This is a genomic window from Lyngbya sp. CCY1209, assembly GCF_035615495.1.
Lineage (GTDB): Bacteria > Cyanobacteriota > Cyanobacteriia > Cyanobacteriales > Microcoleaceae > Limnospira.
In genome coordinates, this window is sequence record NZ_JAJENU010000640.1 from 1 (window position 1) to 16,037 (window position 16,037).

Annotated in this window: 10 protein-coding genes; 4 read left to right on the forward strand and 6 right to left on the reverse strand. The window is 57.4% G+C overall.

Translation table 11 applies throughout. The features are described from left to right. Positions 1-145: 145 nt before the first annotated feature. The 3 genes from LKE08_RS25465 to LKE08_RS25475 all read right to left on the reverse strand — a co-directional run bounded on the left by LKE08_RS25465 (position 146) and on the right by LKE08_RS25475 (position 4,392). The gene (locus LKE08_RS25465; protein ID WP_324707094.1) at positions 146-1,399 is read right to left on the reverse strand and encodes a cation:proton antiporter; all 1,254 of its coding nucleotides are present in this window, start codon (positions 1,397-1,399) and stop codon (positions 146-148) included. 357 nt (positions 1,400-1,756) lie between these two features. Beyond that, positions 1,757-2,515, reverse strand: coding sequence for a carboxy-S-adenosyl-L-methionine synthase CmoA (gene cmoA, locus LKE08_RS25470; RefSeq protein WP_324707095.1), 759 nt, complete (start codon positions 2,513-2,515; stop codon positions 1,757-1,759). Next, positions 2,512-4,392 (reverse strand): ATP-binding protein, encoded by a 1,881-nt coding sequence (locus tag LKE08_RS25475; RefSeq protein ID WP_324707096.1) that lies wholly within the window; start codon positions 4,390-4,392, stop codon positions 2,512-2,514. Before LKE08_RS25475 ends, cmoA begins: the two co-directional genes overlap by 4 nt. 376 nt (positions 4,393-4,768) lie before the next feature. Here LKE08_RS25475 and LKE08_RS25480 point away from each other — a divergent pair, with 376 nt between their 5' ends. Continuing rightward, entirely contained in the window at positions 4,769-6,064 is a 1,296-nt protein-coding gene (locus LKE08_RS25480) for a chemotaxis protein (protein WP_324707097.1), read from the forward strand. A 48-nt stretch (positions 6,065-6,112) separates the two neighbouring features. On the opposite strand, the gene sbcD is transcribed toward LKE08_RS25480, so the two are convergent. Further along, entirely contained in the window at positions 6,113-7,342 is a 1,230-nt protein-coding gene (gene sbcD / locus LKE08_RS25485) for an exonuclease subunit SbcD (RefSeq protein ID WP_324707098.1), read from the reverse strand. 679 nt (positions 7,343-8,021) lie between these two features. Beyond that, entirely contained in the window at positions 8,022-9,053 is a 1,032-nt protein-coding gene (gene pdhA / locus LKE08_RS25490) for a pyruvate dehydrogenase (acetyl-transferring) E1 component subunit alpha (RefSeq protein ID WP_324707099.1), read from the reverse strand. 427 nt (positions 9,054-9,480) lie between these two features. On the opposite strand from pdhA, the gene LKE08_RS25495 reads away from it, so the two are divergent. Continuing rightward, the gene (locus LKE08_RS25495) at positions 9,481-11,805 is read left to right on the forward strand and encodes an IMS domain-containing protein (RefSeq protein WP_324707100.1); all 2,325 of its coding nucleotides are present in this window, start codon (positions 9,481-9,483) and stop codon (positions 11,803-11,805) included. A 433-nt stretch (positions 11,806-12,238) separates the two neighbouring features. Further along, the gene (locus tag LKE08_RS25500) at positions 12,239-14,143 is read left to right on the forward strand and encodes a DUF4912 domain-containing protein (RefSeq protein WP_324707101.1); all 1,905 of its coding nucleotides are present in this window, start codon (positions 12,239-12,241) and stop codon (positions 14,141-14,143) included. 191 nt (positions 14,144-14,334) lie between these two features. Here LKE08_RS25500 and LKE08_RS25505 read toward each other — a convergent pair whose 3' ends face one another. Then, positions 14,335-14,922 (reverse strand): Uma2 family endonuclease, encoded by a 588-nt coding sequence (locus LKE08_RS25505; protein WP_324707102.1) that lies wholly within the window; start codon positions 14,920-14,922, stop codon positions 14,335-14,337. A gap of 150 nt (positions 14,923-15,072) precedes the next feature. Between LKE08_RS25505 and larE the strand changes: the two genes are divergently transcribed. After that, a complete protein-coding gene (gene larE / locus LKE08_RS25510; protein ID WP_324707103.1) occupies positions 15,073-15,900 on the forward strand; it encodes an ATP-dependent sacrificial sulfur transferase LarE in 828 nt (275 codons plus the stop codon). The last annotated feature ends 137 nt before the right edge of the window (positions 15,901-16,037 follow it).

Below are 16,037 nucleotides of genomic sequence, written 5' to 3' on the forward strand. Positions count from 1 at the left end.
AGGGGATCGGATCTGAATCCACAGGCAAGATGCCCGATGCTCCGTTTTGAATATTGCCTCGTTTGAGCTGAAACGGTTTACTACGAACTCGAATGATTTGATTTTGGGTCAAAAGCTTGGGGGTCAACAGTGTGTCACCAAGTCTTTAATGCCGGTTTTCTGACCTGCCCTTTTCCCGGAGTGACGGATAAAGTTTTGTAAATGGAATTGCCGTAAATCCGTGGACGACGATGGAGGCGCAGATCGCCAAACTCGCCACGTCCCAAGCCACCCCGACCCCCGCTTTTCGGAGCGCCAGCATGGCGTAAAAAATCGCCGCCACGCCGATGGGGCCGAACCACCCCATAAATAATAAATCGGCGCGGCGATCGCACTCGGGAAGCCAACGGCGGAGGGCGAAAATAGCCGGGAGGCGCCGCAGCAGCAAGAGGGCGATCGCGAAAATGACACCCCGCCACCCCAGATCCATCCACCCCCGCCAGGGAATGAATAATCCCAAAATGACGAAGACATAAACGGTGAAGAGGCGATCGACGGCCTCCTGCACTTCTTCTTCTTCGGCGCGATCGCGATTTCTCACCACCATGCTGAAGGTGCAGCCCGCCACAAATACCGCCAAAATACCGTCCCCCCCCATCAATTTCACCCCCGCCAACACCACCAAAGACAGGGCAACGGTGTAGGCGAGGAAGGATTGCTTGTCGATCAACTGCTTTCGTTCCGCCCACTTCAGCAGCCACCCGGCCAGATAACCCGCCGTCAGACCCAAAATCACCGCCCCCACCACTTCCCATAACAGGGTTCGGGACAGCCAGTGCCACACCGCCTCCCCGGGCGATCGCGTCAGGAATAAAATGGGCAACATCACGAAAGGATAGGCCAGACCGTCGTTGATGCCGGACTCCGCCGAGAGGATGTAACGGATGCGATCGGGCAAATTGCGTTCGGCCACCCGCCCCGTGACGATGGACGTCGCCACCACCGGGTCCGTGGGGCTGATGACGGCGCCGAGAAGCATCGACACCCAAAAGGGTAGCCCCAAAATCAGGTAAACTAACAGCGCACTAGCCAGCCACATCAGCGGCATCACCAACCCCAGGAGGACGGTTAGGGGCCGCCACTTTTGGCGGACAAATCCCGGTGGCAGCCTCAAGGCGATCCCCATCAGTTGGATGCCGATCGCGATCCGGGCACTCTGTTCGAGAATCCCCTCGGGTTGCCCCCAGTGGTGGAGGTCGATCGCGCCGAAAACAGCCGGACTCAGCACCACCCCCAACAACAAAGCCACCACGGGATCGGAGAGGAACAGGCGTTCTTTCAGGAAGCCGGACAGCAGCCCGAGGACGAGTACCAACCCCCCCAAAACCAGCAGGGCGAGGTTAACTTCTATGGAATTCAAGTGACGATCCCTCAAATAACCGGGCGATCGATTGTAGACAATATCGTTCCTCAGATAATCTATCTCTAGTCAGATCAGATCCGCTTGTTTGACCGCCCCCCCTCCCATCTCCCCAACCCTCCGTGGGGGCAACCTTATAGGGTTGCCCGGTTGCCGTGGGGGCAACCTTATAGGATTGCCGGGTTGCCGTGGGGGCAACCTTATAGGATTGCCGGGTTGCCGTGGGGGCAACCGTCTCCGGTTGCCGTGGGGGCAACCGTCTCCGGTTGCCGTGGGGGCAACCGTCTCCGGTTGCCGTGGGGGGGGAATTCGATTTCCGAGTATTGAACCGGATTTGATCTCCGACCCGATCGGTCGTCATTTTAAAGCAATAAACGAGACAAAATTGTGAAATTTCAACAAAACATCGATCGCTTCAAATCCGCTCTCCCGCAACATTTGCATTTGTTGATCTTCGGTGAGGGGAATCAACACATTTTCCAGGGCTTCTTTTTTGCGCTCTATCTCCGTTTTGGCGTAGCCATTTTTGGCTTTGAACGCCTCGTAGTGGCGGGTCATCGTCTCCTGAAACTGGGGGTGGGGCGATCGCACCTTTTCGCTCACAAATAACAACCCGCCGGGAACCAACCCTTCATAGACCGAATTTAAAACCTGTTGCCGTTGGGGGACGGGCAGAAATTGCAGGGTGTAATTCATCACCACGATGCCGCTATTTTCAAACCGGCAATTTTCCGCACTTTCGCACATCAATTCCACGGTGTGGAAAACTTCCAAAGGCGATAACTTTTCCCTCGCTTTTAGCAGCATGGCTTTGGAATTGTCGATACCGACCAGGGTGGCGGGTTGTTTTAAAAACCGCCCCAGCAGCTCCAAAAACGTCCCCGTCGAACAGCCGACATCGACGATTTTCGTCCCCGGTTGATAGTAAGATTTTGCCCACTGGACGGCGCAGGCGACCACCTCTTTGTAGAGGGGAACCGATCGCGAAACCATGTCGTCGAACACCCGCACTACATCTTCGTTGAAGGCGAAGGGTTTCGGCCAGGGGCCGCGCTCGAACAGCTCGTCTTTGTCGGAACTCAGATACAGTTCGGTATCCCAAAAATCGGTCATCATCCTTCGGTATTTTGCGCCGGTTTTCCGAACCCCAACTTTTCAATTTGATTGAGGAGTTGATTGGGGAGAATGGGCTTGTTGATGCAACCGTCAGCCCCCGCCGTCAGGGAGCGTTCCCGTTCCGCCTCCGTGGTGGTGAGGGCGATAATTTTCAGGGGGTCGGCCGTCGTCTCTTCCCGCAGATGGCGAATGATATCGTACCCATTTTGTCCGGGGAGATATAAATCGACCAGGATGGCATCGGGTTGCAGGAGTTCGATGGAGCGCAAGGCCGTCACCCCGTCCATCAACCACACCACTTGATAGCCGGCGGCGGTCAACAATTCGCAGATCAGGGTCGCCGTTTCTTCGTCATCTTCGATGACCACCAAGCGACCTTGGGGGCTTTCGGTATAATCCGTTTGCAGGGAGGTTTTGTAGGGATTTTTTTTGACCAGCGGTTGGGCGGGGATGTGGACGGTAAAGGTCGTGCCTTTGTTGACGACAGACGTAAACTCGATCGTGCCGCCGTGGAGCTCGACGAGTTGTTTGGTCAGGGCCAGACCCAAGCCCGTGCCGCCGTATTGGCGACGGTAGGGAGAGTCCAACTGCTGGAACTTTTCAAATAATAGGGGTTGCTGTTCTTCCGGAATGCCGATGCCGGTATCTTCGACTTGAAAAATGGCGGTCTTGTTTTCCACCCAAACGCGCAGGGTGACGCGGCCGTTTTCGGGGGTGAATTTGATGGCGTTGCTCAACAGATTCAGGAGGATTTGGCGGACGCGGCGGTGGTCGGCGATGAAGCGATCGCACTCCGGTCGGATTGGGATGTCGCCGGCGAGGTGGACGTTCCGCTGCTTGGCGCGATCGCGGAACGTGTGCAAGGTTTGATTGATCAATTTCGACAGGGAAAATTCGCTGATTTTGAGGACGGTTTTCCCGGCTTCGACCTGGGACAAATCGAGGATGTCGTTGATCAGGGCCAGCAGGTGTTCGCCGCTGTCGTGGATGGTTTGCAGGTAGTTGACCTGTTTCTCGACCGGGAGCGTCCGGGTGGTCCCGGACTGGCCGTACAACCGCAGCAGGGTGGACGAAATCCCGATCACGTGGGTGAGCGGCGTCCGCAGTTCGTGGCTCATGGTCGCCAAAAATTCGCTCTTGGCCCGGTTCGCGCACTGGGCGGCCAGCAGGGCGTCGTGGAGGGCTTGAGTCCGATCTTTGACCCGCTTTTCTAAGGTGTGTTTTTGTTGCTGCACTTGGGCGTAGAGTTGCGCCTGATAGATGGCGATGGAGAGATGTTCCGTAATTTTTTTGAGAAATTTTTGTTCGCTATTTTTCCACTCCCGAGGTTGGCCGCACTGGTGGGCGATCAGCAGGCCCCAAAGTTCGGCCTGGACGATGATCGGGGCGACCAATTTCGCCCGCACCTGCTTTTGTCGCAGCATCTCCAGCAGGCAGGGACAGGAGCGGTAGTAGGCTTCGACGTCGGCGATGCAGCGGATCGATCCCCGCCGGTAGTATTCTTGATATTCGGAGGTTTCAGAGAAACAGCGATCGATTTCCCGCCATTCCAACAGCGAAAGGATGGTGTCGGAGGATCGGGCTTCGTAAGTGATATTTCCCAGGAGCGGGGGGGGTTTTTCCGGCGACGGGGCGGCGGGGGGGTCGAAGAGTTCGGGGTCTTCTGCCCCGGAGGAGAGGTCTTCCAGGGGATCGGAGATCTTCGGGCGGGGGACTCCCAACTGATAAATCAACAGGCGATCGACCTGCAAAAATCCCCGCAATTGCTCGACTGCCGTCGATAAAATGACAGATAGCTCCAAACTCTGGCGAATTTGGGTCGTCACCTGATTCAAGAGGCGCTCTTGTTCAAGCTGTTCGTGTAGGGCATCATCCACAGGCTAAAGTTATCTCGCGATCGCACCAATTTGACGACAGAGTGTTTTGCGGGCGGGTGAGTCGGGCTATACTGTCAAGATACCACTAAAGTTCCCCATCTTCTACTTTGAGATTTGGGTTTCGGGGTCTGAACAACTGCGGTTTTCGGGGCGTGATCGACGTTCCGAATGTTTTTCAAGTCCGATGGACATCAAATCTTATCTTAAGATTTCGTGAAAAAGCCGGTAACTCATGGTTTTTTGAATCGGTCAGTGCATCTTCTCCATCTCCTGCGTCCGATCCTCCGAGCCGGCCGACCGCGATTCCCCTGCGAAGGGGCTTCGCGAAGGGCGGTGAAGTGGGGTCACACCCTATTTGAAGATTCCCTTTAACTTCATGAGCCAGTCACTTCAGCTTCCCCTCGATTCGACCCTAGAAGATCTGCCGTCTCACGACTACCGGGTTAGTCCGACCATATGGGGGGAGATCGTTGCCAAAAAACTCTATCAAAACCCCGACCTTCCCGGCGTTTTGGTGGTCGATGATTCCCAATTGCTGGGGATGATTTCCCGCGCCCAATTTGGGGAACACATGAATTGGCCCAACCGCGCCCAAATTTACAATCACAAGCCGATTCAAAAGCTCCTCGACGCGATCCGCATCCCCCCCCTGGTACTCTCCAAACAGACTCCCGTCCGGGAAGCCGCGGAATTGGCGACCAACCGCCCCCGCAATTTGACTTACGAACCCATCATTATTTCCGGGGGCGATCAGGAATTTCGTTTGCTCGATTTTCGAGTCCTCTGCCAAGCTCAAAATCAACTGCTCCGGGCTTCCCAAAGCGCGATCATGAAAATGAGTAAATCCCGGCGGAAACAGCTCGAATTTATCGGCAAAGAAAAGCGAAGACTTGACGATTTATCCAAACAACTCAAACTCGAACAAAACATCGCCAAAAAACTCTACCGCGATCGCTACCGACAAAAGGAAAGCGCCGTCGGCCGGCACTATCAAGACCTGTTGCAACTCTATCAGGAACTCGTCCGGGAGTGCCAGCTCGTCTCCGGGGAAACTCACCGGGCCTGCCACTCAATTTTTCTCGGTGCCCATTCGATTTCCGAATATTCGGAACAGTTGGAAGCGGTGATTCGGGGCATCACCCGAGATTGGGAAATCATCACTTCCGCTTCCGCCGTCATCGGCGAAATCGTCCAAAAGGTTCGATATTTGTCGGTTCAGGCTTCCGTTTTGAACTACCAATCCGGCGAAACCAACCCAACCGTCCTCGGTCAAATTAACTTTGAGATGAATCGCCTGGTCAAACAAACGTTGGATGTCAGCCAACAAATTGCGAAAGTGGCGAGCCAGTTCAAACTGCACCTTCAAACCCTCCAAGAGATGGGGCGGCAACAGACCCAAGTCGCCCGCAAAATCACCCTCGACAGCCAGCGGGGCGAAACGGCGATCGCGGAACTCGACCGGCTGCTCGAACGCCAAGATGCCACCCTCGTCGAGCTGCTCAAAAAGCAGTCCACATCCGACGAAGCCGCCGTCAAAGATCTGTTGAATCAGGACATGACCGGGATCGATACCCGATTCCAAACTCCGGAGCGCAGGAGACCCAATTCCGGTTCCGAACACCTGATCGAACTGATCGAAAAATCCCTCAAAAATCTACCCCACAAAAACTAGATCCCTACACCTTATACCCCTGTGCAGCGCCATGATACTTTTGACTTTTTAATCGGCGCGATCGCCCGCCAGTAACCCCGCCGCCGCCTCCATCAGGTCGGCCTGCAACCCCTGCAAATCCTCCCGACTTTCCAAATAGGTTTTCAACGCCTCCAGGGGGTCGATCGCGCTTCCCGCCTCCAACTCCGGCACCCGGGGGCGGGCGAGTTGGCTGACCAATTCGGGTTGGATGGTGTAGGTGTGGGCCTCGCCGAGGGCCCGGTGCAGTTGTGCCGTGTCGATCGCCTCCAACTGTTCCGACCGCAACTGATACAACAGCCGCACCACCGCATCTTTAATGTCTACTTTGGCGATCGCTTTTAAAAGGGCCGCGAGGGGGTCGTCCGCTTTGGAAACGTCGGCCCGGATCGTCCGAAACGGCCGCACTTTCAGGGGGCAAAATTCCCAGGTCGTCTGTTTCCGAACCAGATTCACCAATACGAATCCCTTCTCTTCTTTCTCCTCGGAAAAATCCACCCGCTCGATACTCCCGGGATACACCACCGGCGGATCGTTGCCGGGGTTGAGATTTTGGTGCTTGTGGACATGACCCAACGCCACATAATCGAATTGGGGGCGGATCAGCACCGACAGGGGGACGTTGAACCCTTTGCCCACCGCCAAAAACCGTTCGGCCCCCAAACGGGCGCGATCGAGCATCAGGTGGGCCAGCAGCACCGTCGGAACCTCCAGGTCGAGGCGGCGAATTTCCGCCTCCAGGGCGACCAGCAACCGGTCGATCAGCAGCTCGTTCACCGCTTCCAGGGACAGTCCCTCGGTTTCCGGGCGGGTGAGGAGGGTGGAACGGGTCAGCCAGGGGAGGGTGATGACCTGCACCGGGCCGCCCCGGGTTTCGATGCGGTGGGTTTCGAGGCGGTCGCCCACCACGAACCCGGGGACTCCCAAGGTGCGGTAGATGCCCAGGCTCGCCCCCCCCTGCCCCTGGGAATATTGGTCGTGGTTGCCCACGAGCAGCACCGTGGGGATTTCCGCGTCCACCAGGCGCCGGAACTGTCCGGCGAAGGCCTGTTTGACGAAGGGGGGCGGGGTGGCGTCGGGGAAGGCGTCGCCCCCGAAGAGCACCAAGTCCACGGGTTCGGCGATCGCGCGATCGATGCACCGCCCCAGGGTGGCGACGAAATCTTCGAGGCGGCTGTTGAGGCCGGTTTCAGGGTTGGTCTGGCCGTGGGAGAAGCCGCTCCCCAGATGGATGTCGGACAGGTGGAGAATTTTGATCATGGGGATGGAATTCGCGACGGTTGCAACCCGGTTTCCCTCGGGGTGGATGGAGAAGTTGATACCCGGATGTTCATCGCTAACTTCTCCACCCCCATCGATCATATCAGATTGTCGGTGCGATTCGTTCAGGAGTTCAATCGGGCTGAAATGCCCAAAATGACCTCCTGATGGGGGTTTCTTTGACGGTGAGAGTGTCAAGCCCATGCCGGATTATACTTCGTTTTTTCCTTGGTTTCCAAGGCCTTTCGCAACTCCTGAGCCGCCTGATCAGCCAAATCTCTCGGGTCGGGTTTGTACTCGTCTGGCTCGGGTCGGCGACGCTCTTCTCGAACCGGTGAAACGGCCCGAGCTTGTCGCTTCGTTTTGTACTCCTTTCGCTCGGGTTGGCTGGGACTTTCTCGGGTGTCTCTGACGGCGATGTCTCGCGAATTGAGCGCGGACTCACCCGCCTTGTTTTTGCGACGGCGATCGCTTCCGTAAATTTACCGAGAATTTACAAAACCCCGACTTTTTAATTGGAGGTTTAAAATTGACTCTCTTGTCGTCTCTTCGATCCGTAATTTTCGGGTTGATACGAGTCGGAGCGGCTCCCCACTTCCGGATATCCGACTGATTTCGACAAAATCGACCCGATTTCCGACAAGGAAACCGGGTCGGTCGCCCCCTCGAACGGGTCGAATTAATCGTCGGCGTAGACGTAGCGATACAGTTCGCCCGGGTCGGGTTCGGGGCTGTTTTGGGCGAACTCCACGGCCTCGTCTATGGTGTTTTGAACCCGTTTGTCGATCGCCTTCAACTCCTCAGAATCAGCCAAATTGTGTTCCGTCAAATAGGCGGCGAACTTCTTGATCGGGTCGCGGGCGAACCAGAACTCCTTCTCCTCGCGATCGCGCAATTCGTCTGGGTCGGCCAGGGAGTGGCCCCGGAAGCGGTAGGTGAGGGCCTCGATCAGGGTCGGACCTTCTCCGGCCCGGGCGCGGGCGATCGCCTCTTGCGCCACTTCCCGCACCGCCAGCACGTCCATGCCATCGACCTCGTACCCCGGCATTCCGAAGGCCGGACCCTTCTTGTAAATTTCCGGGTCCGACGTCGCCCGTTCGTGGGCCATCCCGATCGCCCACTTGTTATTTTCGACCACGAACAAGATCGGCAACTTCCACAGCGTCGCCATGTTCAAACATTCGTAGAACTGGCCGTTATTGCAGGCGCCGTCCCCGAAAAAGCAGGCCGTCACCGTGTCGGCGCTCTCGTCCCCCATCACTTCCCGGCGGTACTTGCTCTGAAAGGCCGCCCCCGTCGCCACGGGGATGCCTTCGGCCACGAAGGCGAACCCCCCCAACAGGTTGTGCTCGGCGGAGAACAGGTGCATCGAGCCGCCCCGACCCTTGGAGCAACCCGTCGCCTTGCCGAACAATTCCGCGAGCACCTCCTTGGCCGGCACCCCCGCACTCAGGGCGTGGACGTGATCCCGGTAGGTGCTGCAGACGAAATCGCGATCGCGGCGCATGGAGCGGATCACCCCCGTAGACACCGCCTCCTGTCCGTTGTAGAGGTGGACGAACCCGAACATTTTGCCCCGGTAATACATTTCGGCGCATTTATCTTCAAACAGGCGCCCCAACACCATGTCTTCGTACAGCATCAATCCTTCTTCGCGATCGATAACCGTCGCATCCGCTTGAAAACTGGGTAACGTGCGTTCCTTAACCATTGCCTTACCTCTGTGAAACTGTGCGCCGTGCGTTCTGAATCGCCGACCGCCACATCATCAATAATTAGAGACTATTTTATGCTCTCCGGGCCCCCTCCCAAAGGCGCGGGAATTGCGGGTTCAAACCGCCGCCGTCGAGGGCGGGGGGACATCGCCCGAACCGCGCCATCCCGACCCAAAACGTGGCTGGCCCCGGGGCGGGACTTTGAGATCCCTAATTTTTGGTAAACTGTTCGGAGGGCACCGAACGGCTCCTCACTCCCGACCCCTCTGGCGACTGGCACTAGGGACCGAGTTGAGTTGGGTCCCTCATCCCGGCGACAGGACATCTCGGGGGAGAGAGTGTTAAGTTTAACACCGACTTGGTAACAACCTTCGTTAATATAAGATAGCTACATCAGTCGCTCGCCGTTGGGGAAGGAGCATCGTGCGTATTCCACTCGATTACTACCGAATTTTAGGCTTACCAATTCAAGCGACTGCCGAGCAGTTGAAGCAGGCACATCGCGATCGCACCCAACAACTTCCCCGGCGGGAATATTCCGACGTGGCGATCGATGCCCGCAAGCAGTTGATCGACGAAGCCTACACCATCCTGTCCGACCCGGACCGTCGCGGGGCCTACGACATGGGCTTCCTGGCGAAAACCTACGACCCGGACTCCGAACTGCCAACCCCGGCGGGCGACGGGAACCCGGAAGTGGGCATCTCCCAACCGGAAGCCGATTCCCACAGCCCCAGCATCGAGATCGACGACCGGCAATTTGTCGGCGCCCTGCTGATCTTGCAGGAGTTGGGCGAATACGAACAGGTCCTCACCCTCACCCGTCCCTTCCTGGGAACCGGCAACATCGGCCTCAAAGACGGCCGCTTCGGCGACCCCGACCTGATCTTGCCCGACGTCATCCTCACCGTGGCCCTGGCCCACCTGGAACTCGGCCGGGAGCAGTGGCAGCAGGGGCAGTACGAAAACGCCGCCGCCTCCCTGGAAGCCGGACAGGACGTCCTGCTGCGGGAAAGCCTGTTCGCCCAACTGCGGGGGGAAATGCAAGCCGACCTCTACAAGCTGCGCCCCTACCGGATTCTGGAGCTACTGCAACTCCCCGAAAGCAAGGGGGAGGAACGTCGCCGCGGGCTGCAACTGCTGCGGGAAATGCTCCACGAACGCGGCGGCATCGACGGCCACGGGGACGATCGCTCCGGCCTGAGCGTTGAAGATTTTCTCCGCTTCATCCAGCAACTCCGCAGTTCCCTCACCACCACGGAACAGCAAACCCTGTTTGAAACCGAAGCCCGCCGCCCCTCCGCCGTCGCCACCTATCTGGCGGTTTACGCGCTGCTGGCCCAGGGATTCGCCCGCGCCCAGCCGGCCCTGATCCGCAAGGCCAAGTTGATGCTGATGCAGTTGGGCCGCCGCCAGGACGTCCACCTGGAAAAGGCGGTCTGCTCCCTGCTACTGGGGCAGACGGAAGAGGCGAGTCGGGCGCTGGAGTTGAGCCAGGAGCGGGAACCGATCGCCTTCATCCGTCAGAATTCCCTCGATTCCCCGGATCTGCTGCCCGGTTTGTGTCTTTACTCGGAGCGGTGGTTGCAGGATGAGGTGTTTCCCCACTTCCGCGACTTGCAAAATCAGCCCGTTTCTTTGAAGGATTATTTCGCCAACAAGCACGTCCAATCCTATCTGGAAGCGCTGCCCTCCGAGGTGGGAACCTCCAACGAGTGGGTGGTCGTCCAACCCCGCCGCCGCGGCGCAACTCAGACCGGAACCCCCGCCCTTTCGACACGGCAACCGGCCAACGGCGACACTTCCGCGACAGCTCAGACTGATGTCCGCACCGGCCAACCCCAAGGGGGGGCGACGGCGACCCTGACCGCGACGGGTCGGGGAACGGCTGGGAAATCGAGCCTGGCGGGGACTTCCCCGCCCCCGGTGAAGGTGCCGTCCGTCGAGTCGAATTCTGCGTCCACCACCCTCCAAAAACCGGGAGTTTCCCCGGACAACCACCGCCGTCCCCTCTCGACGCCCCCTTCGGAACCGAATCCGCAAACCGTCGTCGCGTCGAGTCCCCCCCCCGCCCCGACGGTGCCCCCCGCGAATTCCACGGCTTCGGGGGGAGGTCGCAACCATAATTCGAGGCGGACTTCCCAGAACAACGACTCGATTAAAGTCAAACGCTTGCTCCTCGTCGGGCTGATCGGGCTGTTTGGAATTTGGTTACTGTGGACGATTTTGAGCCTCCTGTTCGGTTGGATCGGCAACGCCCTGGACGGGTTGGCCGGTCCCCGACTGCGGGGCGAACAACCCCTGGTGGAGTTGGAGCAGCCGCCCGTCCCCATTCCGGAAGTCGAACCGGAAAATCCCCTGGCCGGGGAGTTGAATGAAGGGCTCGCTCAACAGGTCCTCCGCACGTGGTTCGGCGCGAAGGCGGCGGCCCTCGGTCCGGAGTATCAGATGGAGGCGTTGCGGGAGATTTTGGTCGATCCGGCGTTGAGCCGCTGGGTGACGACCTCGGAAACCCTGCAACTGGAAAATGCTTACCGGCGCTATGAGCACGATGTGAGAATCCAGGCGATCGAAGTGGATCAGGACAATCCCAATCAGGCCATCGTCGATGCCCAAGTGCGGGAAGCCACTCAATTCTATGAGGGGGGGGAAGTGATCAATTCTGGGGACGATACCCTGCAAGTTCAGTATCAATTGGTTCGGGATCAAGGCCCCTGGCGCATCCGCGATTGGCAAGTGATCCGTTAAAACGTTCATCCCCCGTTTGAATTGACGATGCCGGGCGATCATCGCCCGGGATTTTTTGATGGACTGGGGGAAGCGGAGGGAGCTCCCTGGAGCTCCAGGGAGTCCAGAAACGGGTGGAACATCCGCACCGCTTGGGAATCAATTCCCAAGCTAACAATAAAAATCATCGGTCGATGATTGAGGAGTTTGTGCGGATCTGAGTGTAAATTTGCCTCCCCTGCCTCCCCTTTCGATCCCAAAATGTCATAATTTGATGACAAATTGATCCCAAAATCCTTATAAAACGGTATATGTACTCATGAAATCCGGATTTCCCCCTTGACCCATCTGGATATTTTCTGCAATATGTTGAGTAAATCAGCGATCCCCCCGATCCCAAAGAAAATCTACAGGGTCATCACCTGTTATTTGCACGAATGGAGATCACCCACCCATGGCACAAGAACGACCACCCTTGGAAGAAATGACTTTGCGACAGTTACGCAAGGTGGCGAGTGAATACGGTATTTCTCGCTACAGCCGAATGCGTAAAGAGCAGCTTTTAGCTGCAGTTCAAGAGATCGAGCGTAACAGATTTTCATCATTCCCCAATCAAACCCGTACCTTGGAGGGACAAACAGAAGTGCAAGGATCAAAGTTTACAGTAGGTCAAGAGGAGCAGGACGCGGATTCCCTGTCCTCAATTGATGAAAACCTGGTGGAACTTCCCGGCGCCTACAGTGAAAGTCGCATCGTCTTGATGGCCCGAGATCCGGAATGGGCTTACGCTTACTGGGATATCTCCAACCAACAGAAAGAACAATTTCGGCGTCTGGGCGGACAGCAACTGGCGCTGCGGATCTACGACGTCACCGACCTGAACTTGAGCCTTCAGGCTCCCCACAGCGTCCAGGAATATCCCTGCGACGAGTTAGCCCGAGAATGGTATTTGCCAATACCCGTGAGCGATCGCGACTATGCCATCGAAATCGGCTACCGCTGCGCTGACGGACGCTGGTTGGCCCTGGCGCGATCGCAAGCCGTGCGGATTCCCCCCATCTATCCCTCGGAGTGGATTGACGACCAATTCATCACCGTGTCCTGGAGTGAAGATCTCGAGGGCAAAACCTTCGCCGAACTCTCGCCCCCCGGACCGTCTTACCGCGATCGCGTCTACGACGATCTCTTCAACCTCGCCAAAGAAGCGGAAGCCCAGCGCATAGCCGGTTCTCTGTTCGGCTCCATGCATCAGGTTTCCAGCCACCAACACGCCGTCAGTTCCTACCTCTTTCCCTCCGGCGTCGGGAAGTGGGCTTCCGGTGTGGGTTACTCCTTATCCGGCGTCGGGATGTCCGGCATCGGCATGGGTTATTCCATGTCCGGTGTCGGCGTCACCGAATCCGGCGCGGCTCTGGGCTACTCCTTATCCGGCGTCGGGATGTCCGGTGTGGGACTCGGAGTCACCGAATCCGGCGCGGCTCTGGGTTACTCCTTATCCGGCGTCGGGATGTCCGGCATCGGCATGGGTTATTCCATGTCCGGTGTCGGAGTCACCGAATCCGGCGCGGCTCTGGGTTACTCCTTATCCGGCATCGGGATGTCCGGTGTGGGACTCGGAGTCACCGAATCCGGCGCGGCTTTGGGTTACTCCTTATCCGGCGTCGGGATGTCCGGCATCGGCATGAGCGAAACCCTCGGTTATTCCTTATCCGGCGTCGGGATGTCCGGTGTGGGACTCGGAGTCACTGAATCCGGCGCGGCTCTGGGTTACTCCTTATCCGGCGTCGGGATGTCCGGCATCGGACTGGGAGTGACTGAATCCGGCGCGGCTTTGGGTTATTCCATGTCCGGTGTCGGAATGTCTGGTGTCGGGATGGGTTATTCCATGTCCGGTGCCGGCGTGACTGAATCCGGGGCGGCTTTGGGTTATTCCATGTCCGGTGTCGGGATGTCTGGCGTGGGAATGGGTTATTCCATGTCCGGTGCCGGTTTGAGTCTGTCGGGAGCCGCCTTGGGTTACTCGATGTCGGGTATCGGAATGTCGGGTATCGGGATGGCGGCATCGATGCCTCCCATTCGTCCCCGGAAGTTCTGGTTGGTTGCCGATGCCGAGTTGATCATTTACGGTGCAACCGAGCCGGATGCGACCGTTACGATTGGCGGACGCCCCATCAAACTCAATCCGGACGGGACATTCCGATTCCAAATGTACTTCCCCGATGGTCAATTTGACTATCCGATTATGGCAGTGGCTGCAGATGGTGAACAAACTCGTTCCATCCATCTCAAGTTCAATCGCGAAACGCCGGAACGTCACACCAATACCCGCGAGGAAGCTGTTTTAGAGTGGCTGGGTTAACTTTCGGGTTCGGGGGGCAATCAGTGTCGCGATCGCTCAATTCTCAAGTTTAAGACACATCAATAATGGCCGAGTTGGGTTCGATCCCTCCTCGGCTTTTTCTTGATAGGGAGTCGGGAGTCGGATCGATGGTTCTTCAAACTAACGTGGGCTGAGTTCGATTCAATTCAGTTTGTCGTATTATCAATCATCTAACGTCTCGCCGCCAAAATTTGATCCGCCCTCAATTCCAACTTAGGGAAAAGGCGAGAGACCATCATTTCTTCCCCTCGAAACGAGACGGCATCGTAGAACCCTTCAACCAACGTGCAGATGGTGACGAGTTCTTGCAGGGGATCGACGATCCAATATTCTTCGATATCGCGGACGGCGTATTCTGATCGCTTGCCGCGGTAATCGGCGGTTCGAGTCGATTCGCTCACCACTTCCACGACCAAAATGGGGGCGGGTTCGTCGAGTTCGATGACGGCTTCCCGGGCGGCGAGGTTTTCCCACTGTTCGATCGCCAATACGGTGACGTCGGGGATGCGGGAGGTGTCCCAGCGACCCCCCCGAGGCGATCGCACTCCGATTCGCATATCTTTAGAAGTCCAGGGCAAACTTCTGTTCCGGGCTTCCGCTTTAAATTCATCGTTCAAAAATTCGGCGATCGCACCGTGTCGTCCCGTTCCCAGACTCATGGGGATCAATTCTCCTTCCACCAATTCATAGCGGGTGTCGGTGCCGTCCTCATATTTGAGGTATTCCGCAAAGCTCAACTTTCGAGTCGCAACACTCATGACGATCGCGCTCCCAGGATTTGTCCTTAAATTATAGGGCGGAACTCGGGGGCCTTTCGTTCGACTTGAGAGCGATCGCCCCAAATCCTTAAACTATAAAAATAGGGAAAGCATCCACTTTTCCGGTCAGAAGTCATATTTCACGAACCCATGGCGATCCAAAAATTAGAACGACTCAAATCCCTATTTGCCGAAATGGACAGGGCGCTCATCGCCTATTCCGGGGGCGTAGACAGCACCCTGGTAGCCCGCATCGCCCACGACGTCCTCGGCGATCGCGCTTTGGCCGTCACCGCCATTTCCCCTTCCCTCCTGCCGGAGGATTTGGAAGACGCCCGCATCCAGGCGGCGACCATCGGCATTGCCCACGAGGAAATTAACACCCAGGAAATGGCGAATCCCAACTACACCGCCAACCCGGTGAACCGCTGCTATTTCTGTAAGAGCGAACTCCACGATACCCTCAAACCTCTGGCGAAAGAGCGGGGTTATCCCTACGTCGTGGACGGGGTGAACGCCGACGACTTGCGGGATTACCGCCCGGGGGTGAAGGCAGCCCGGGAGCGGGGGGTGCGATCGCCCCTGGCCGAAGTGGGCGTCAGCAAAGCCGAAGTCCGGGAAATCTCCAAACACTTGGGTTTGGTCTGGTGGGACAAACCCGCCCAACCCTGCCTGAGTTCCCGCTTCCCCTACGGCGAAGAAATCACGATCGCCAAATTGCAGCGGGTGGGGAGGGCCGAAGTCTACCTGAGACGGTTGGGGTGGACTAACCTGCGGGTTCGTTCCGAGGCAGATACCGCCCGCATCGAACTGCCCCCCGACCAAATTCAGACTTTCGTGTTAAAAACCGACCTCCCGTCCGTGGTGGCAACCTTTCAGGAGTTGGGATTCGTTTACGTCACGTTGGACTTGGAGGGATATCGCAGCGGCAAATTGAACCAAGTTCTGAAGCCGGAAGTTCTGGCGACTCAAAATTAGGGTGTAGGGTGTAGGGTGTAGGGTGTAGGGGGAGCTTGGAAGAAAATCTTACCGGCGTTGTTCCCGGAGCTTCCCTCCGCTCCCACCCCCCCAAATAAAAGCACCCCACCGAGTTGAGTGCTTCGTGGGGCAAGGAC